Source organism: Paraburkholderia sp. OAS925, assembly GCF_040543975.1.
In the GTDB taxonomy this organism is placed as follows: domain Bacteria; phylum Pseudomonadota; class Gammaproteobacteria; order Burkholderiales; family Burkholderiaceae; genus Paraburkholderia; species Paraburkholderia graminis.
The window spans coordinates 1,169,720-1,184,436 of sequence record NZ_JBEUNO010000002.1; the positions used below are offsets into that span (position 1 = coordinate 1,169,720).

8 protein-coding genes and 1 pseudogene are annotated in these 14,717 nt (G+C 63.8%); 8 read left to right on the top strand and 1 reads right to left on the bottom strand.

All coding sequences use genetic code 11. The annotated features are described in order from the left end of the window. Positions 1–3 precede the first annotated feature (3 nt). Positions 4–1,284, top strand: a complete 1,281-nt coding sequence (locus ABIE53_RS24060) for an SEL1-like repeat protein (RefSeq protein ID WP_192700494.1) — start codon at positions 4–6, stop codon at positions 1,282–1,284. 38 nt (positions 1,285–1,322) lie between these two features. Then, positions 1,323–2,360: pseudogene (locus ABIE53_RS24065) on the top strand (SEL1-like repeat protein); the annotation flags it as partial. A 104-nt stretch (positions 2,361–2,464) separates the two neighbouring features. On the opposite strand, the gene ABIE53_RS24070 reads toward ABIE53_RS24065, so the two are convergent. After that, entirely contained in the window at positions 2,465–3,217 is a 753-nt protein-coding gene (locus ABIE53_RS24070; RefSeq protein ID WP_192700492.1) for a 2OG-Fe(II) oxygenase, read from the bottom strand. Between the two features lie 178 nt (positions 3,218–3,395). Between ABIE53_RS24070 and ABIE53_RS24075 the strand changes: the two genes are divergently transcribed. The 6 genes from ABIE53_RS24075 (at position 3,396) to ABIE53_RS24100 (ending at position 14,710) form a co-directional block, all read left to right on the top strand. After that, the gene (locus ABIE53_RS24075) at positions 3,396–4,238 is read left to right on the top strand and encodes an HTD2 family dehydratase (protein ID WP_192700491.1); all 843 of its coding nucleotides are present in this window, start codon (positions 3,396–3,398) and stop codon (positions 4,236–4,238) included. Positions 4,239–4,577: 339 nt separating this feature from the next. Next, the gene (locus ABIE53_RS24080; RefSeq protein ID WP_192700490.1) at positions 4,578–6,383 is read left to right on the top strand and encodes a DUF2138 domain-containing protein; all 1,806 of its coding nucleotides are present in this window, start codon (positions 4,578–4,580) and stop codon (positions 6,381–6,383) included. Positions 6,384–6,410: 27 nt separating this feature from the next. Next, on the top strand, positions 6,411–7,175 hold the full coding sequence (locus ABIE53_RS24085) for a DUF1175 domain-containing protein (protein WP_107711030.1): 765 nt from the start codon (positions 6,411–6,413) through the stop codon (positions 7,173–7,175). Then, positions 7,172–11,989: an alpha-2-macroglobulin family protein gene (locus ABIE53_RS24090; protein WP_192700489.1), complete on the top strand. Its 4,818-nt coding sequence runs from the start codon at positions 7,172–7,174 to the stop codon at positions 11,987–11,989. Before ABIE53_RS24085 ends, ABIE53_RS24090 begins: the two co-directional genes overlap by 4 nt. A gap of 13 nt (positions 11,990–12,002) precedes the next feature. Further along, positions 12,003–13,820 (top strand): DUF2300 domain-containing protein, encoded by a 1,818-nt coding sequence (locus ABIE53_RS24095; RefSeq protein WP_310076512.1) that lies wholly within the window; start codon positions 12,003–12,005, stop codon positions 13,818–13,820. Next, positions 13,817–14,710 carry a YfaP family protein gene (locus tag ABIE53_RS24100; protein WP_192700488.1) on the top strand — a complete coding sequence of 298 codons (894 nt, stop codon included), beginning with the start codon at positions 13,817–13,819 and terminating at the stop codon, positions 14,708–14,710. Before ABIE53_RS24095 ends, ABIE53_RS24100 begins: the two co-directional genes overlap by 4 nt. The last annotated feature ends 7 nt before the right edge of the window (positions 14,711–14,717 follow it).

Here is a 14,717-nt window from a genome sequence, read left to right on the forward strand (position 1 = left end):
ACCATGAGACGAGGCATTGTTGTCGCGCTGCTGGCGGGCCTTGCCTGCGCCTGCACAAAGGAGAACCCATTGACTTCACTACCTGACCTGAGCGCCGTGCGCGCGAATCTCGCCTTTACCTGCGTGCATGAGGCCGACCACCTGCCGCCGCTCGATCCGGATGCGGACCAGTTGTTCAAATACGCCCGCTGGCTGCAGAAGCAGGACGGCCCAAAGGATTTCAGTGATGTCGCGCGGTATTACCGGATTGCGGCAGCCCACGATCACTACAAGGCCAACACCAACCTTCAGGCGCTGGTGTCGACGCGATTGGCCGATTCACCTAACGCACAGAAAGAGGCGGTCGATCTGGCGGTGCAACTGGTGAAACAGGGCGTGCCGGGCGGCTATTACGACATCGCGCATTACCTCGAACTCGGCTACGGCCTGAAGCAGGATAGCGTGACGGCCTTGCGCTATTTCCGCAAGGCGGCGGACCTCGGCAGCCCGGATGCGCAGTATTACCTCGCGGAGAAACTGGACCCAATTGATGCCGCCCCCGAGGTTGCGTTGCAGATGTACCGGTGTGCAGCCGACCAGGGACATGGCAAGGCCGCGACTTCACTGGCTGTTGACCGCAAGACAGATAAGTTCTATGCCGAGGCCCTCAAGGCATTCCAGCAGGGCGTCATGGCGGGAGACAGCATGGCCGCGTCGTTTATGGAAGACGGCTTCAAGGGCCCACCATCGGACGATCGCCTGAACTACCTTGCTCTTCAGAATGATCCCGAACGCTCGCGCCGCTACAGAGCGATCCGCAAATTCCTCGACGACAATGAAGGTCTGAACCCGAAAGTCCCCGATGTCGACCAGATCGTGCCGCTGCCGCCGGCGAAACTGCCCGCATGGGACGGCACCTTCCAGTGGCAAAAGGAACAGGACGCGGCCAAGCCGCCGCAGAAGCCTGCCGAATCGCTCGTTGCAAAACTGGCGCGTGAAAAGAATCTCGACCCGGCGACAGGGCTGCCACTCGCGCCCGCCAAAACCGCGGAAGCCGAACGCGTGCCGCTCGGCACGGTGGTGTCCACGGGCGCGGTATGTCCGCAGGACGGCATCTGGAGCGACGGGCGCTGGGCAGACCGGAATCTCGAAGCGACATGCCGTTTCAGAAAAGGCGAAACGATGCCGCAACTCGCGATGAAGAATCCCCGGCCCATTCCGGGACTCGACGCGCTGCTCGGCATGCGCATTTACCGGACCAATGCGCGCTGGCGTCTTGTGGCTTACACCGACGAGACAGCCTGAACCATGTATGAAGCCGTTGATAATTCCGGGGCAATTTCATGAGGCGAGGCGTTGTTGTCGCCGTGCTGGCGAGCCTTCTTTGCGCGTGCACGAAGAGAAGCCCATTGACTTCACTGCCTGACCTGAGCGCCGTGCGCGCAAATCTCGCCTTTACCTGCGTGCATGAGGCCGATCATTTGCCGTCGCTCGATTCCGATGCGGACCAGTTGTTCAAATACGCCCGCTGGCTGCAGAAGCAGGACGGCCCAAAGGATTTCAGTGATGTCACGCGGTATTACCGGATCGCGGCAGCGCACGATCACTACAAGGCCAACACGAACCTTCAGGCGCTGGTGTCGACGGGACTGGCCGATTCACCGAACGGACCGAAAGAGACGGTCGATCTGGCGGTGCAACTGGTGAAACAGGGCGTGCCGGGCGGTTATTACGACATCGCGCATTACCTCGAACTCGGCTACGGCCTCAAGCAAGATAGCGTGACTGGCTTGCGCTATTTCCGCGAGGCGGCGGACCTCGGCAGCCCGGATGCGCAGTATTACCTCGCGGAGAAACTGGACCCTATCGATGCCGCCCCCGAGGTTGCGCTGCAAATGTACCGGTGTGCAGCCGACCAGGGACATGGCAAGGCCGCGACTTCGATGGCTGTTGACCGCAAGACAGATAAGTTCTATGCCGAGGCCCTCAAGGCATTCCAGCAGGGTGTCATGGCGGGAGACAGCATGGCCGCATGGGCTCTTGAAACGGGCTTCAAGGGCCCCCCACCGGACAATCTGCTGAACTACCTCGCCCTTCCCAACGATCCCGAACGCTCGCGCCGCTACAGAGCGATCGGTAAACTCCTCGACGACAACGAAGGTCTAAATCCGAAAGTCCCCGATGTCGACCAGATCGTGCCGCTGCCGCCGGCGAAACTGCCCGCATGGGACGGCACCTTCCAGTGGCAAAAGGAACAGGACGCGGCCAAGCCGCCGCAGAAGCCTGCCGAATCGCTCGTTGCAAAACTGGCGCGTGAAAAGAATCTCGACCCGGCGACAGGGCTGCCACTCGCGCCCGCCAAAACCGCGGAAGCCGAACGAAGCCGTTGACCATTGAGAACATGCAGGCCATTGCTGTCTCGCGTGGTGGGCGTTGCCTGTCCCGGCACTACGTCGATTGGCAGCAGGTAACCCGCACAACCCCCTCAACTCGCATCATGAAAAATAACCCCCACCGTACACCTCCGCCCCGACCGTAACCGACTCACACCATGCCGCAGATTCACCCGATACGCCCCGCGCGTGCCCTGCACAGGCCGATGATGAACTGCGAACACCACGGCGTCTCCCTTGCGCAGCGGCACGACTTCCGCGCGCGACTGCATCCGCGGACGCTGCTCGGTCATGACGAATTCGCCGCCGGTAAAGTCGTCGCCGGGTTCTGACAGCAAAATCGCAACCTGTAGCGGGAAAACGTGCTCGCCGTAAAGGTCCTGATGCAGGCAGTTGTAGTCGTCGGTGGCGTATTGAAGGATCAGCGGTGTAGGGCGCGTCTGCCCCGCGGCATGACAGCGCTCGATAAACTCCGCGTGCGCCGCCGGATAACGCACATCGATTCGCATCACTTCATTCCAGCGATTCGCCACCGGCACGAGATGCGGATAAAGCCTGTGGCGCAATTCCGCGATCAACGGCGGCAACGGATACGCAAAGTACTTGTATTCGCCCCGCCCGAAACCGTGCCGCGCCATCACAACGCGGCTGCGATACAACTCCTCGTGCGGATATAACGCGGTGAGCGCGTCGCATTCGTCGCCGGTCAGCAGCTTGGGCAACATCGCGCATCCATAGCCGTTCAGTTCTTCTTCGACGTTGAACCAGTCGATCGCCTCGATGCGCGGTGCAAGCGAACTTGCGTGAGCCGGGTTATGGCGCGACGGCTTCGCCACCGTATTCATGACTGTCTCCCTCTGCGATATACGAACGATGATTCAGTGTAAGCGCGTGTCCGCCGCCGCGCACTCCGACTCTTGCTCTGCAATTCTCATCGATGCGATAGAACGTTGAGCTTTGCGGAACCGTATCGCGTCGTCCATAGTAGGTGCTGTGAATCTGAATGCTCACCGGAGGCATGCCATGTCCGATGTAATAGAAAAGCTCGACGATTGGCTCGGCGCAGAGCAAGTCGCCAAAGACCACATCACCGCGTTTCCGCTGGCGGCCTTGGCCGCGACGCTGAATCGCGAGGAAACCGGCGATACCATTCCGCCGCTTTGGCATTGGCTCTATTTTTTGCCGATCTCGCCGCTCTCCGAAGCCGGCCCCGACGGCCATGCGAAGCGCGGCGACTTTCTGCCGCCAGTGCCGCTGCCGCGCCGCATGTGGGCGGGCGGCCGCTTGACCTTCCATGCGCCGCTGAAAGTGGGGGAGCACGCCACGCGCACGTCGACGATTGCGAACATCGAAGAAAAGACGGGGCGCTCCGGCCGCCTCGTTTTCGTGACCGTGCAGAACACGATCGAGGTCGACGGTCAATTGAAGCTCGAAGAAGAGCACGACATTGTCTACCGCGATGCGCCGCCGGCAGACGCGCGGCCGCAGCGGCCCCAACTCGCGCCGGAAGGCGAAACGTGGAGCCGCACCATCGACGCCGACGCCGTCATGTTGTTCCGCTATTCGGCGTTGACCTTCAACAGCCATCGCATTCACTACGACCAGCCTTATGCGACGCAGGTGGAAGGCTATCCTGGGCTGGTTGTCCACGGTCCGTTGATCGCGACGCTGCTCGCCGACCTCGTGCGCCGCGAGCAGCCGGAAGCCACGCTGCAGAGTTTTGCCTACAAGGCGCTTCGCCCGACCTTTGCCGGTCAGCCTTTCAAGGTGTGCGGCGCGCCGTCGACGGATGGTAAAACCGTCGAATTATGGGCAAAAGATCATGAAGGATTTTTGACGATGCGGGCGACGGCGGCAATTGGCTAACTTCAGAACGGAAGTGATTCCGTTCTGCATACGCTGCGCGACGTTTAAAATTGCACGTAATCCAAAGACTCGGCTCGTGTAGGTTTTTTGCCTCTAATGAAAACGATATTGCTGCACGAGTTGTGGGGCGACTACCGCATTAGCCGACTGGCACGGCGACGCACGGTTTTATAATCTCCTGCTGCATTAATCGCGGTCAGCTCGATTTTGTTAAATGCAGTTTTGGCTGTTGTGCGGTTAAAAATATCGGTTATCATCGCTGCCTTCAGCGATCGGTTACGGCGGCTTAATGCGACCGGCATCGACGTTAATATCGTCGCATCGAACAGAAAAAATCAGATGAAGATGTCGCGTAAAAAGATTGCAATCCTCGTGGCCGTGCTTCTGATCGTGGCTGCCGTCGTCATTCAGGCGGTGTGGCGTCCATTCGCACATCGCAAGGCGGCCAATACCGGGGAAGTCGTTCTCGATATTCACCATCCCGACGCGGTGATCGACAGCGAAGCACTCTCGCGTTTGCCGCGCGATATGTTGCGTGTGCCATTACTTCACGACGTGCTCACGCAAGACTTCGTCGACTATTACGAATCGGCCAATACGCGCCTTTCCGCCGAAGGTGCTTTGCGGCGCCTTGCATTCGAACATCAACTGGACTGGCGCGACGAACTGATTCGCCGTGTTTTCGATGAACCCGCGCATGTGCTGCTGTGGCGCTCGCCGGACGGCCGGCTCGGCTACTGGATCATGTCCATCCGCCGCAACGGTCTTGCGAAATTGCTGCAAGGCGTGGGCAACGTCGCTGCAAGCGACTCGCAACTGAGCCAGGTCGCGAAGCTCTCGGGCGACGTGCCGGTCTATGCATTGAAACTTGCAGTCGGCCGCACGCTTTTGTTCGCGACGAAAGACGACCGTCTGGTCGTGCTGTCCGCGCCGGGCGTGCTGCTCGACGAAAAGGGCAGTGTGCTGAGCGAACGCGCCGATGCTGTGTCCGACATGCTCTCGTCCGGTCGCGACGATGCCGCGCGCGCCTATCGGCTGGATGCGGCCGGCGATGCGCCGAAGGGTCATCGTCTGATCGTGTCGGCGAATTATCTGTCGTTCGGCTATCAGGCGTTCTTTTCCGGCATCGACGCGTTGCGCTTTGATTTTTCGCCGAACGGCAACGCCGCGGCGAGCTGGCGCACCTCGGCGTTGATCGATCCTGGCAAGCTGCCGCAGCAGTGGAACAGCGCTGACTTGTGGCGTGCGTTGCCGGCCAACGCTGCGGCGTGCACGAGCTTGCCGGCGGACTGGAAAGAGGCATCGGCGCTATTGGGCAAGGTCGCCGATGGCGGCGATGCGGCCGCGGCAATCGGCGATCGTCTGACAGGACCGGCGGCTGTCTGCTGGTACGCGAAGTCGACGCTGGTCGCGCCGGTGTTCATCGCGCGCGTGAAGGCGCAGGATGCCGCGTCCATCGCGGCGCTCAAAAGCGCGCTCGGCAAGACGTTCGGCGACGTGATCGGCGCCTATGAAGCGAAGGCGGCGAAGGCGGACGGCAACGACGCGGGCTATCGTCGCTTGCCTGTCAGCACGCGCGGGCAGGGCGCGAATGTCACCGTGTGGCAGCGGCCGGTCAGCGCTCGCTCGGGCACGGCGTTGAGCAGCAAGGCGTCGTTCGCCTCGCAGTTATCGGCGGAACGCTATTTCCCGGTGACGCTCGCGCTCGCGCACGGCTACGTGATTTTCTCCCCCGATGCGCGTCTCGTCGACGACACGCTCGCAGTGCTCGACAAGCGTTACCCCGCGCTCGCCGATACGCTCGCGCCGGAGCGTTTGCCGCGCACTATCCTCACGCTGACGCCTGCATCGGCGGCCGCGCTGATCGAACGCGAAGCAGGCGCCGCGCTGCCGGCCGATCAGGAGGCCGTATTCCGCAACGCGTCGCGCACGCATCTGACGCCGAAGCTGCGCGCGCTCGCGCACTATCCGGCGCTGTCGTTGTCGCTGCCGCAGAGCTTGCCTGGCTCGACGGGCTGGGTGCCGGTCGAGTGGTGGTTCGATCGTGCGAAGAGCGATGCAAACAGCGATGCCAGCGGCGACACCGCGTCGAACAACGCCGCGACTCAGGCGCCCGCGGAGCAGCCCGGCACCGAGGGCGATTAAGTGCGCCGCCTTCGTGTAGCAGGCGCTATGCGTGCGCCTCGCGAGTCGCACGCGGCGCGAGGAGTCGCGCTCGCGGCCTGGGATGCGAACACCGCAAGCGTCACCACGGCTTCTCGCCGCGCATGCCTCTCGCGCATCGCCACGTTTTTCGCGCTAACCGCCGCCGCGCCCTACGCACACGCGCTCGGCATCACCACGACAGCGCCCGACCACGACGCACTCACCACTCAACAATCCGCTGCGTTTCGCGCGTGGTTCACGCGCATCGTCGATCAGCAAATGCGCCGCGGCCCGACGCCGCGCTGGACGCAACGCGACTGCGCGGGCCTCGTGCGCTTTGCCGTCGGCGAAACGCTGCGCACACACGACAGCAAATGGCTGCGCGCGAACGGCATGACCGGTCTTGCGGACACAAGCAGTCTGCCGCCCGAACTGCAACTGTCCGCGTCGCAGCGCACGATCGCGAATCGCTGGACGCAGATCGACGGCTCCACGGGCGCGTATGCGTCGGCCATCGCGCTGATTCAACGCAATAGCCGTTTCGTTTCGAAGGACGTCAACAAGGCGCTGCCGGGCGACCTGCTGTTCTTCGATCAGGGCGACGACCAGCATCTGATGATCTGGCTCGAGCGCTACATCGCTTATCACACAGGCACCGTCACGCCGACCGATACCGGTCTGCGCGCGGTCGCCGTTTCCGACCTGATGCAATGGAAAGATTCCCGCTGGCAACCGCTCGACGGCAATCCGAACTTCGTCGGCGTGTTTCGTTTGGACTTTTTGACACCATGACCCGAATGAATTCCGTTGTCGCGATGAGCCACTGGTTGCGCAGCACGCGCCGTCGCTCGGCACTTATCTTGGCGACGCTGCTTGCGGCCATCGCGCTCGCGGCGACAAGCAGCGCCGCGTTCGCCGGCGACGACGCATCGTCGAGCGCTGCCGCCGCCGAGTCCAGCATCGCCGCGAATCCCACCTTGAACGCCACGCCGACGAGCAACTACAGCTCGCAGAAGGTGGACGGTCAACCGTTCTTCCTGCTCTCGGATGCGAGCTTCGGCAGCAATCAGACCGCGCAGGTTCGGCTCGAAGCGCCCGGCCGCGATTTCAAGGACGCATTGCAGCCCTACGGCGGCGCGGACATCGTCGTGTATCGCGTGGGCAAACCGCTCGACTTTCTGAAGGCGCAGAAGAATTTGCATCGGCTGAATGTCGCGCCGAATTATCAGGGCGAAGGGCTCGCGAACACGCTCGCTTATTTGTGGGACCGCTGGTTCACCGAGGCGCGCCGCGCATGGCAGCGTGTGCTTTCGTTCGCGACCCGCAGCAAGGCAACCGAAGCCGCGCCGCAATTCAGGCTCGGCGAGCAAACCGGCAAGCAGACGCAATTTGAACAGAACTCGCAATTCGCGCCGCTGAAGGGCTATGACATGGTCGCGCGCTTTCGCTATCCGATCTGGGACGCGAAAGTGATCGAGCCGCCCAAAGGCGTGAACCTCGCGGGCAGCAGCAGTAACTTTATCGAGGCAAGCGCGGGCAACGTGATGATTCCGGTGGGCAAGCTGCCGCCGGGGCTTTATATCGTCGAAGCCGTGATCGGCAACTATCGCGCGCATACGCTGCTGTTCGTGTCGGATACAGTCGCGGTCGTGAAGGCGGCATCGAGCGGAATGCTCGTGTGGACCACGCGGCGCGACAACGGCAAGCCGGTCGCGAATACGGACGTGAACTGGACCGACGGCGTGGGCGTTTTGCAAAGCGGCACGACGGGCGGCGACGGTGCGCTTCTGCTGCAACACGTCAGCCCCGAGCGCAGCTATGTGCTCGGCGTCGATCCGCAGGGCGGCGTGTTCGTGTCCGAGAATTTCTATTACGACAGCGAGATCTACAACACGAAAATCTACGCAGTCACGGACCGGCCGATGTATCGTCCGGGCGACCCGGTGCATGTGAAATTCATCGGGCGCACGTTCCAGAACGCGACGCAATCGTCGGCGCCCGCGGAGGCCGACATCAAGCTCGACGTGCTCGATCCGAACGGCTCGCCGGTCGCGACCACGAAGGCGCATTTCGCTTCCGATACAGGCGCGGACACGTCGTTCACGCTGCCCGCCGACGCGACCGCCGGCGGCTACACGCTGCGCTTCGACTACAACGGCGACGTGTATGGCAGCGCGTTTCGCGTCGCCGAATACGTGAAGCCGCATTTCGACGTCAACCTGTCGATGGACAAGGCCGACTACGCAACCGGCGAGCCGCTGAAGGGCAAGATCCAGTTGCGCTATCCCGACGGCAAGCCAGTGCGCGACAGCAAGATTTCGGTCACGCTGCGCGCGCAGAAAGTGACGATCGTCGACGGCGAATTGCGTTATGCGGGGCTCTTTCCCGTCAAGCTCGAGCAGCAGGAACTGAAGACCGACAGCGACGGCAACGCAAGCCTCACGCTACCGGCCGCGACCCAACCTAGCCGTTACGCGCTGACGCTCTTCGCGCAGGACGGCGCCGCGTACAAGGTGCGCGTGACGCGCGAAGTGCTGATTGCTCGCGGCGCGACGCCGTATCGCCTGACGACCGCGAAGTCGTTCTCGCAGCCGAAGGAAGAGGTGAGCTTCGATCTGCAAGCGCTGGCCGCGCTCGACCCCGCAGCGCATGCGCCAGCAAAATGGGAATGGACGCGCCTCGAATCGCAAACGCATGCCGCAGGCACGTTGAAGAGCGAAGCGAATAGGGAGTCCAAGAGCGCAGGCGGCAAGCTGTCGTTCACGGTCCAATTCGATCAGCCCGGTTCGTACATGCTGTCGGTGAAGGACGATAGCGGCAATCTGCTCGCCGCCGTCAGCCATTGGGTCGCGGGCGACGGGCTCAAGGCGATTCCGGGCAGCGTCGAGATCGTATTCGATCGCGACAAGTACAAGATCGGCGATACGGCCGAGGCGCTGATCACGTTCCCGTTACCCGTCGACGATGCGTTGCTGACGCTCGAACGCGATAACGTCGAGCGGCGGGCGCTGCTTAGCGCAGGCGGCGACTGGCTGCAACTGCAACGCGTGACGCCGATGCAATGGAAAGCGCGCATCAAGGTCGGCGAGGACTTCGCGCCCAACATGACGTTTTCGGTGCTGTACGTGCATGCCGGCGAATACGCGTTTCAGAACGCGGGCATCGTGGTCGCGCAGCCGCAGATCGAACTGAATGTGAAAAGCGACAAGCCGGTGTACGGTCCCGGCGACACGGTCACGCTCAACTTCGACAGCACGTTGAACGGCAAACCGGAAGCGGCGAATCTGACGGTGAGCGTGGTCGATGAAATGGTCTACGTGCTGCAGCCGGAGATCGCGCCGAACATCGTCGACTTTTTCTATCACCCGCGACGCAACAACGTGCGGACCTCGTCGAGTCTGTCGTTCATTACCTACGACCTCGCGCGTTCGCCGCTCAAGGGCGCGCCCGGCGGCCCGCAACGCGCGAACTACAACGAGCGCGGCGTGAAGGTGCTGGAACGGCCGCGTCGCGACGATCAGGACACGGCCGCGTGGGAAGGCAATCTGAAAACCGACGCGAGCGGTCACGCGACGATGACCTTCAAGATGCCGGACTCGCTCGCGCGCTGGCGCATCACCGTGCGCGCGGCCGCGCCCGATGGCATGGTCGGTCAGCGCACCGCATACCTGCGCTCGGACAAGGCGCTGTATCTGAAGTGGAGCGGGCCGTCGCGTTTCCGCGTCAACGATCAGCCGGCCATCGACATGATCGCCTTCAATCAGACCGATGCGGACATGGACGCGCAGTGGCTCGTCGAGGGCGGCGGTTTGTCGCTGAATCAGAAGGTCACGCTCAAGCGCGGCGCGAATTATCTGCGTCTGCCGAGCGGCGCGTTGAAGGCCGGCGTGATCAACGCGAGCTTGCGCCGCGGCGATAAGGACGTGGACCGCTTGCAGACCACGATTCGACTCGACGCAAGCGGCTGGCTCGATCTGCACCAGAACACCGTCACACTCGACGATACCGGCAAGCCGCTCAATCTACCGCAAGACGCGCAGGACGTGAGCGTGCGTTTCGTCGGCAATGCGGCGAGCCAGTTCATGCGCGTGGCCGACGATCTGATCGACTATCCGTATGGCTGCGCCGAGCAGACGTCGAGCCGGCTGATTCCGCTCGCGCTTGCACACGACGCGATCGGCCGTGGTGACAACGCCAGTTCGACGCAGGGCATCGAAGCGTTACTGCGCAATCAGCGGCAACGTCTTGCGATGCTTGCGGGCGTCGGCGGCACGTTCGGCTGGTGGGGCGACACGACCGGCGGCAGCGCGCTTGTCACGGCCTACGCGTATTACGCGGACTGGCTCGCGAGCCGCAGCCTCGGCATCAGCTTGCCCGCCGCCAACTGGCAGCACGCGATGGAGGTGTATCGCGACGCCGGCGCGAAAGAGCCGCTGTTGCATCGTGCGTTGGCGCTGTGGTTCATGCAGCAGATGGGCTTGCCGGTTGCGACACCGGTATCGGGCGTCGCGGCTGACTTGATGAGCGATGCGGCGGCCACGGCGAAAGCATCGGCTCGCGCTGCGGCCAATGCCGCATACAGCCCGACGGACAGCATCGTGTTCGCGCAAGCCGACTCGCCGCGCGGCAAACAGATGGCGACGCTGCTGGTCGCGAGCATGGCGCGCGGCACGGGCGCTCAAATGCCGGACGGTTTTGATGCCGCGGCAAGCGCGGCACGCGTCGCGTTGGGCAACGATCCTGCGCCGCTCGTGCAAAGCCTGCTTGCGATGTCAGGCGACGGCGTGGGCGTCGATGCAACTGCGTTGCTGGCGAAAAGCAGCGCCGACTACCCGACGCTCGACCGCGCGCTGACGTTGCTTTGGTTGCGCAAGGCGTTTGGCGGCGACGTGGCGGCTGCGTCGTTGCCGTCGCTGCAAGGCGCGGGTTGGACGCGCGCTGCGACAGCGACCGGCACGCCGTTGTGGAAATGGACTGGGGCCGCGCTGCCGTCCGCGCTCGACGCAGGCGCCGCGCGCGCGGACGTCAGCGCAATCGTCTCGTTCCGCAGTCATGCGAGCGAGGACAGTCGCCTGAACATCACGGTCGCGCGTCGCTTCTACAAACTCGAGCCGCTCGAAGTGAAGGCCGATCCGAAGAAGCAGGGCGCCGCCGAGAGCAGCGTGGGTCGCTCGGCGTTCACCGCACGTCTCGTGAAATCGGGCGATGCAATCGACAGCAATGCGCTGTACGTCGACGAAGTGACGCTCACGCCGCGTTCGGGCAACGCCTATCACTATGGGCTGCTCGACGTGCCGCTGCCGCCTGGCGGCAGCGTCGAAGCGACGAGTTGGGGCGTGTCGATCGACGGCTTGCCGGGCGAGAAAGAAGGCGAGAGCGGGCCGCAACCGTTCGCGCGCGCGGCGTCGTATGAAATGGGCGAGCTTTCGTATCATCAGCCGGTGCCCTTGCTCGACCGTCCGGTCGCGTTGCGGCAACTGGTGCGCTTCGCATTGCCGGGCACGTTCGCGCTGCCGCCCGCGCGCTACTTCCGCATGTATCAGCCGGATGCGAAGGCGTTCGAAGGCGGCAAGAGCGATCGCGCGACGACGCTGCGCATTCAATAGCGAGGCGTCGGAAATGTTCCTCGGCACGCTCGTCAGGTCGGTACGCGGTCGCGTTGCAGCAATGCTGCGGATCGCGTTCGCCGTGGCCGCGATGTGCGTGTTGTTTGCAGCGAATGTCGAGCGCGGGTATGCGGCGGTGCCGTTGGCATCGGCGTCCGCTTTCGTTGCGTCCGGTGCCGCGTCCAAACAGGCGTTGCGCTTTGCGTGGCTGCGTGATGGACAAAGCCAGCTTTGGCAGGCCGACGCCGGCGGCGCCGCTGTCGGTCTCTCGCCGCAATCCGCGGTGCCGTTGCCCGCGACACTGGAGACGCCGCTCGGCAGCGTATGGAAACTCTTCGTCTACGGCTATCTCGTGGACCGGAACATCGCGACGCCGGACTACACATGCAGCGGCGGCGATCCCGAAGAAGTGTATTGCTGCATGACCGGCGGTCGTATCGATCGCGAACACGCACTCGTGCAATCGTGCGGACGCTTTTTCGAGCCCGCGCGCCTGCAGCTCGATCCCGTCGACTGGCGCAAGTACTGGACCGCCGCGAATGCGCCGGCCTGGCTGCGCAATCTTCACGCGATGACGCCGACGCAGCGCGTGCCCGTCGCGCAACTGCTTGCCGCATTGCAGGCGATGCCGGCGCGCCCGCGCGAAGCGGCGGCGAGCACGCTGGTCTCGGTGCTGACGAGCGGCCGGGGCGAAGGCACCGTGTCGCTCTACGGCAGCCTGCTGCGCGCGAAGACCTGGACGATGCCCGACGCGGCGCGGCCCGGCGCATCGGTGGGCGGCGCGGCAGGCTGGCTCGCGGACGGCCCGCCGATCTGGCTCGGCGGCCCTGGCGGCAGCGCGCGCGTGCTCGCGTCCGCCGCGCCGCGCATCGCGCCGCTGCTCACGCAATTCGCCGTGCCGGATGACGGCGCATGCGTCGTCGTCGATTTTTTCAGCCGCTATCCGATTCGCGAAGTGCTCGGCGAGCACAGTTCAAAGCGGCCGGCGGCGATGGTGCCCGACGGGCCGCTGAACGGCGAGTTTCGCGTGGGCTTTGTGAACGGCAACTGGGCGCGCGTGACGAGCCGCGGAGAACTGCGGCTCGATCGCAATGCGGCGGGCGTGCCGCAACTGATCGGCCGCTTCGGCATGAACGACTATGTGGCGCGCGTGGTCGAGCGCGAAGGCGACACGGCGCAGCCGGAAGCGGCCAAGGCGCTGGCCGTGGCCGCGCGCACTTACGCCGTACAGCATGGCGCGCATGATCACGGCTGCTTGCGTATCGACGACAGCAGCAACACGCAGCGCGTTCTGCCGCATGCGCCGACCGCAGCGGCGCGCCGTGCCGCGGACCTGACCGACGCGCTCGTGCTGACCGGCGTGCCCGTGCAGTATCACCACGACAAGGCCGCACCTGGGCAAATGAGCTGGCTCGCCGCGAAGGCGTCCGCGCAAACGGGACTGACGTTCGACGCGATCCTCGCGCGCACGTGGCCGCAGGCGACGCTGACTTCGTTCCAGAGTCCGTTGTCCGGCGATTGCGTCGCGGTGGCCGGCGCACGCGAATGGCTGCAGCGCAACGCGCCGTTGTGGGCGCGGCGCATGGACGGTGCAGCCGGCTACGAGACGCCCGATTTGCCCGCCGTGTGCGCGGTCCGCGAAGGACGTCCGTATGCGGATGCGCAGCGCAATCGCGTGTATGTGTATCGCCTGCAGAGCGAGGAAGATCGCATCGCGCTCGCACATGAATATGTTCACCTCGCGTTTCAGCACCATCCGCGTGGGCTCGATGAAGATTTCGTCGAGCGCACCGCGCGCGTGCTGATTCGTACCGACAATCCGATCCAATGAACGACGTGACGTTTTTATTCCGGTTGAGGCGGTCTTCGGCGGCGGGTTGGGCTCGCTCGCGTGTTGCGACGCTGCTGGGTGCGGCTGCTTTGGGCGTGGTGGGCACATTCGGCGCGGGTCTTTTCGCTGACGCCTACGCGGCTGGGAAAGACGGCGCCGTTGCCGATTTGACCGGCGCGTTCGGCGGCTGGCGTCATAGCGGGCTGACGAACGAAGGCGAGCAATTCGTCGCGGCTTATCCGCGGCCGCCGATCGATCGCGGCGCGCAGCGCTATCGCACGCTGATCGAAGGACGCCTCAGGCAGATCGACAAGCACGCGCGTAAGCCGCCGACGCTCGTCGTCAACGGCAATGCAACGCCGCTCTATACCGACGACGAAGGCGCGTTCGCGCGGCCGTGGGCGTTCGGTGCGGGCTCGAACAGCATCGAACTGATTTCCGCCGATGGCAGGCAGCGTCAGCGCATGCAGTTTTACGAAGCGGACCGCAGCAAGCCGCAGGCGAAGCTGCGCGCGATGGTCACGTGGGACGACCCGCGTGCGCAGGTCGATTTGCATGTGATTACGCCCGGCGGCCTGCACGCGTTCTTCGGCAATCCGACTTTGGAAGACGGCAGCGGCTTCGACGTCGATTCCGTGGACGGCGCGGGGCCGGGGATTTTTTCGTCGGCGGCGCCGGAGCATGGCACGTGGCTTTTCTTTCTGAACTACTGGGGCAATTTCGATTCGACCGGCTACAACTTCGACGCCGCCGCGCACGACCGCGACGTGATCACCGCGACGTTGACGCTGGTCTTCAACGAAAACACGCCGAACGAACGGCGCGAAACGATGATGGTGCCGCTGCGCAAAATCGGCGACCTGATGCTCGTGAAGAGCGAGCGACTTTGATAGCGGG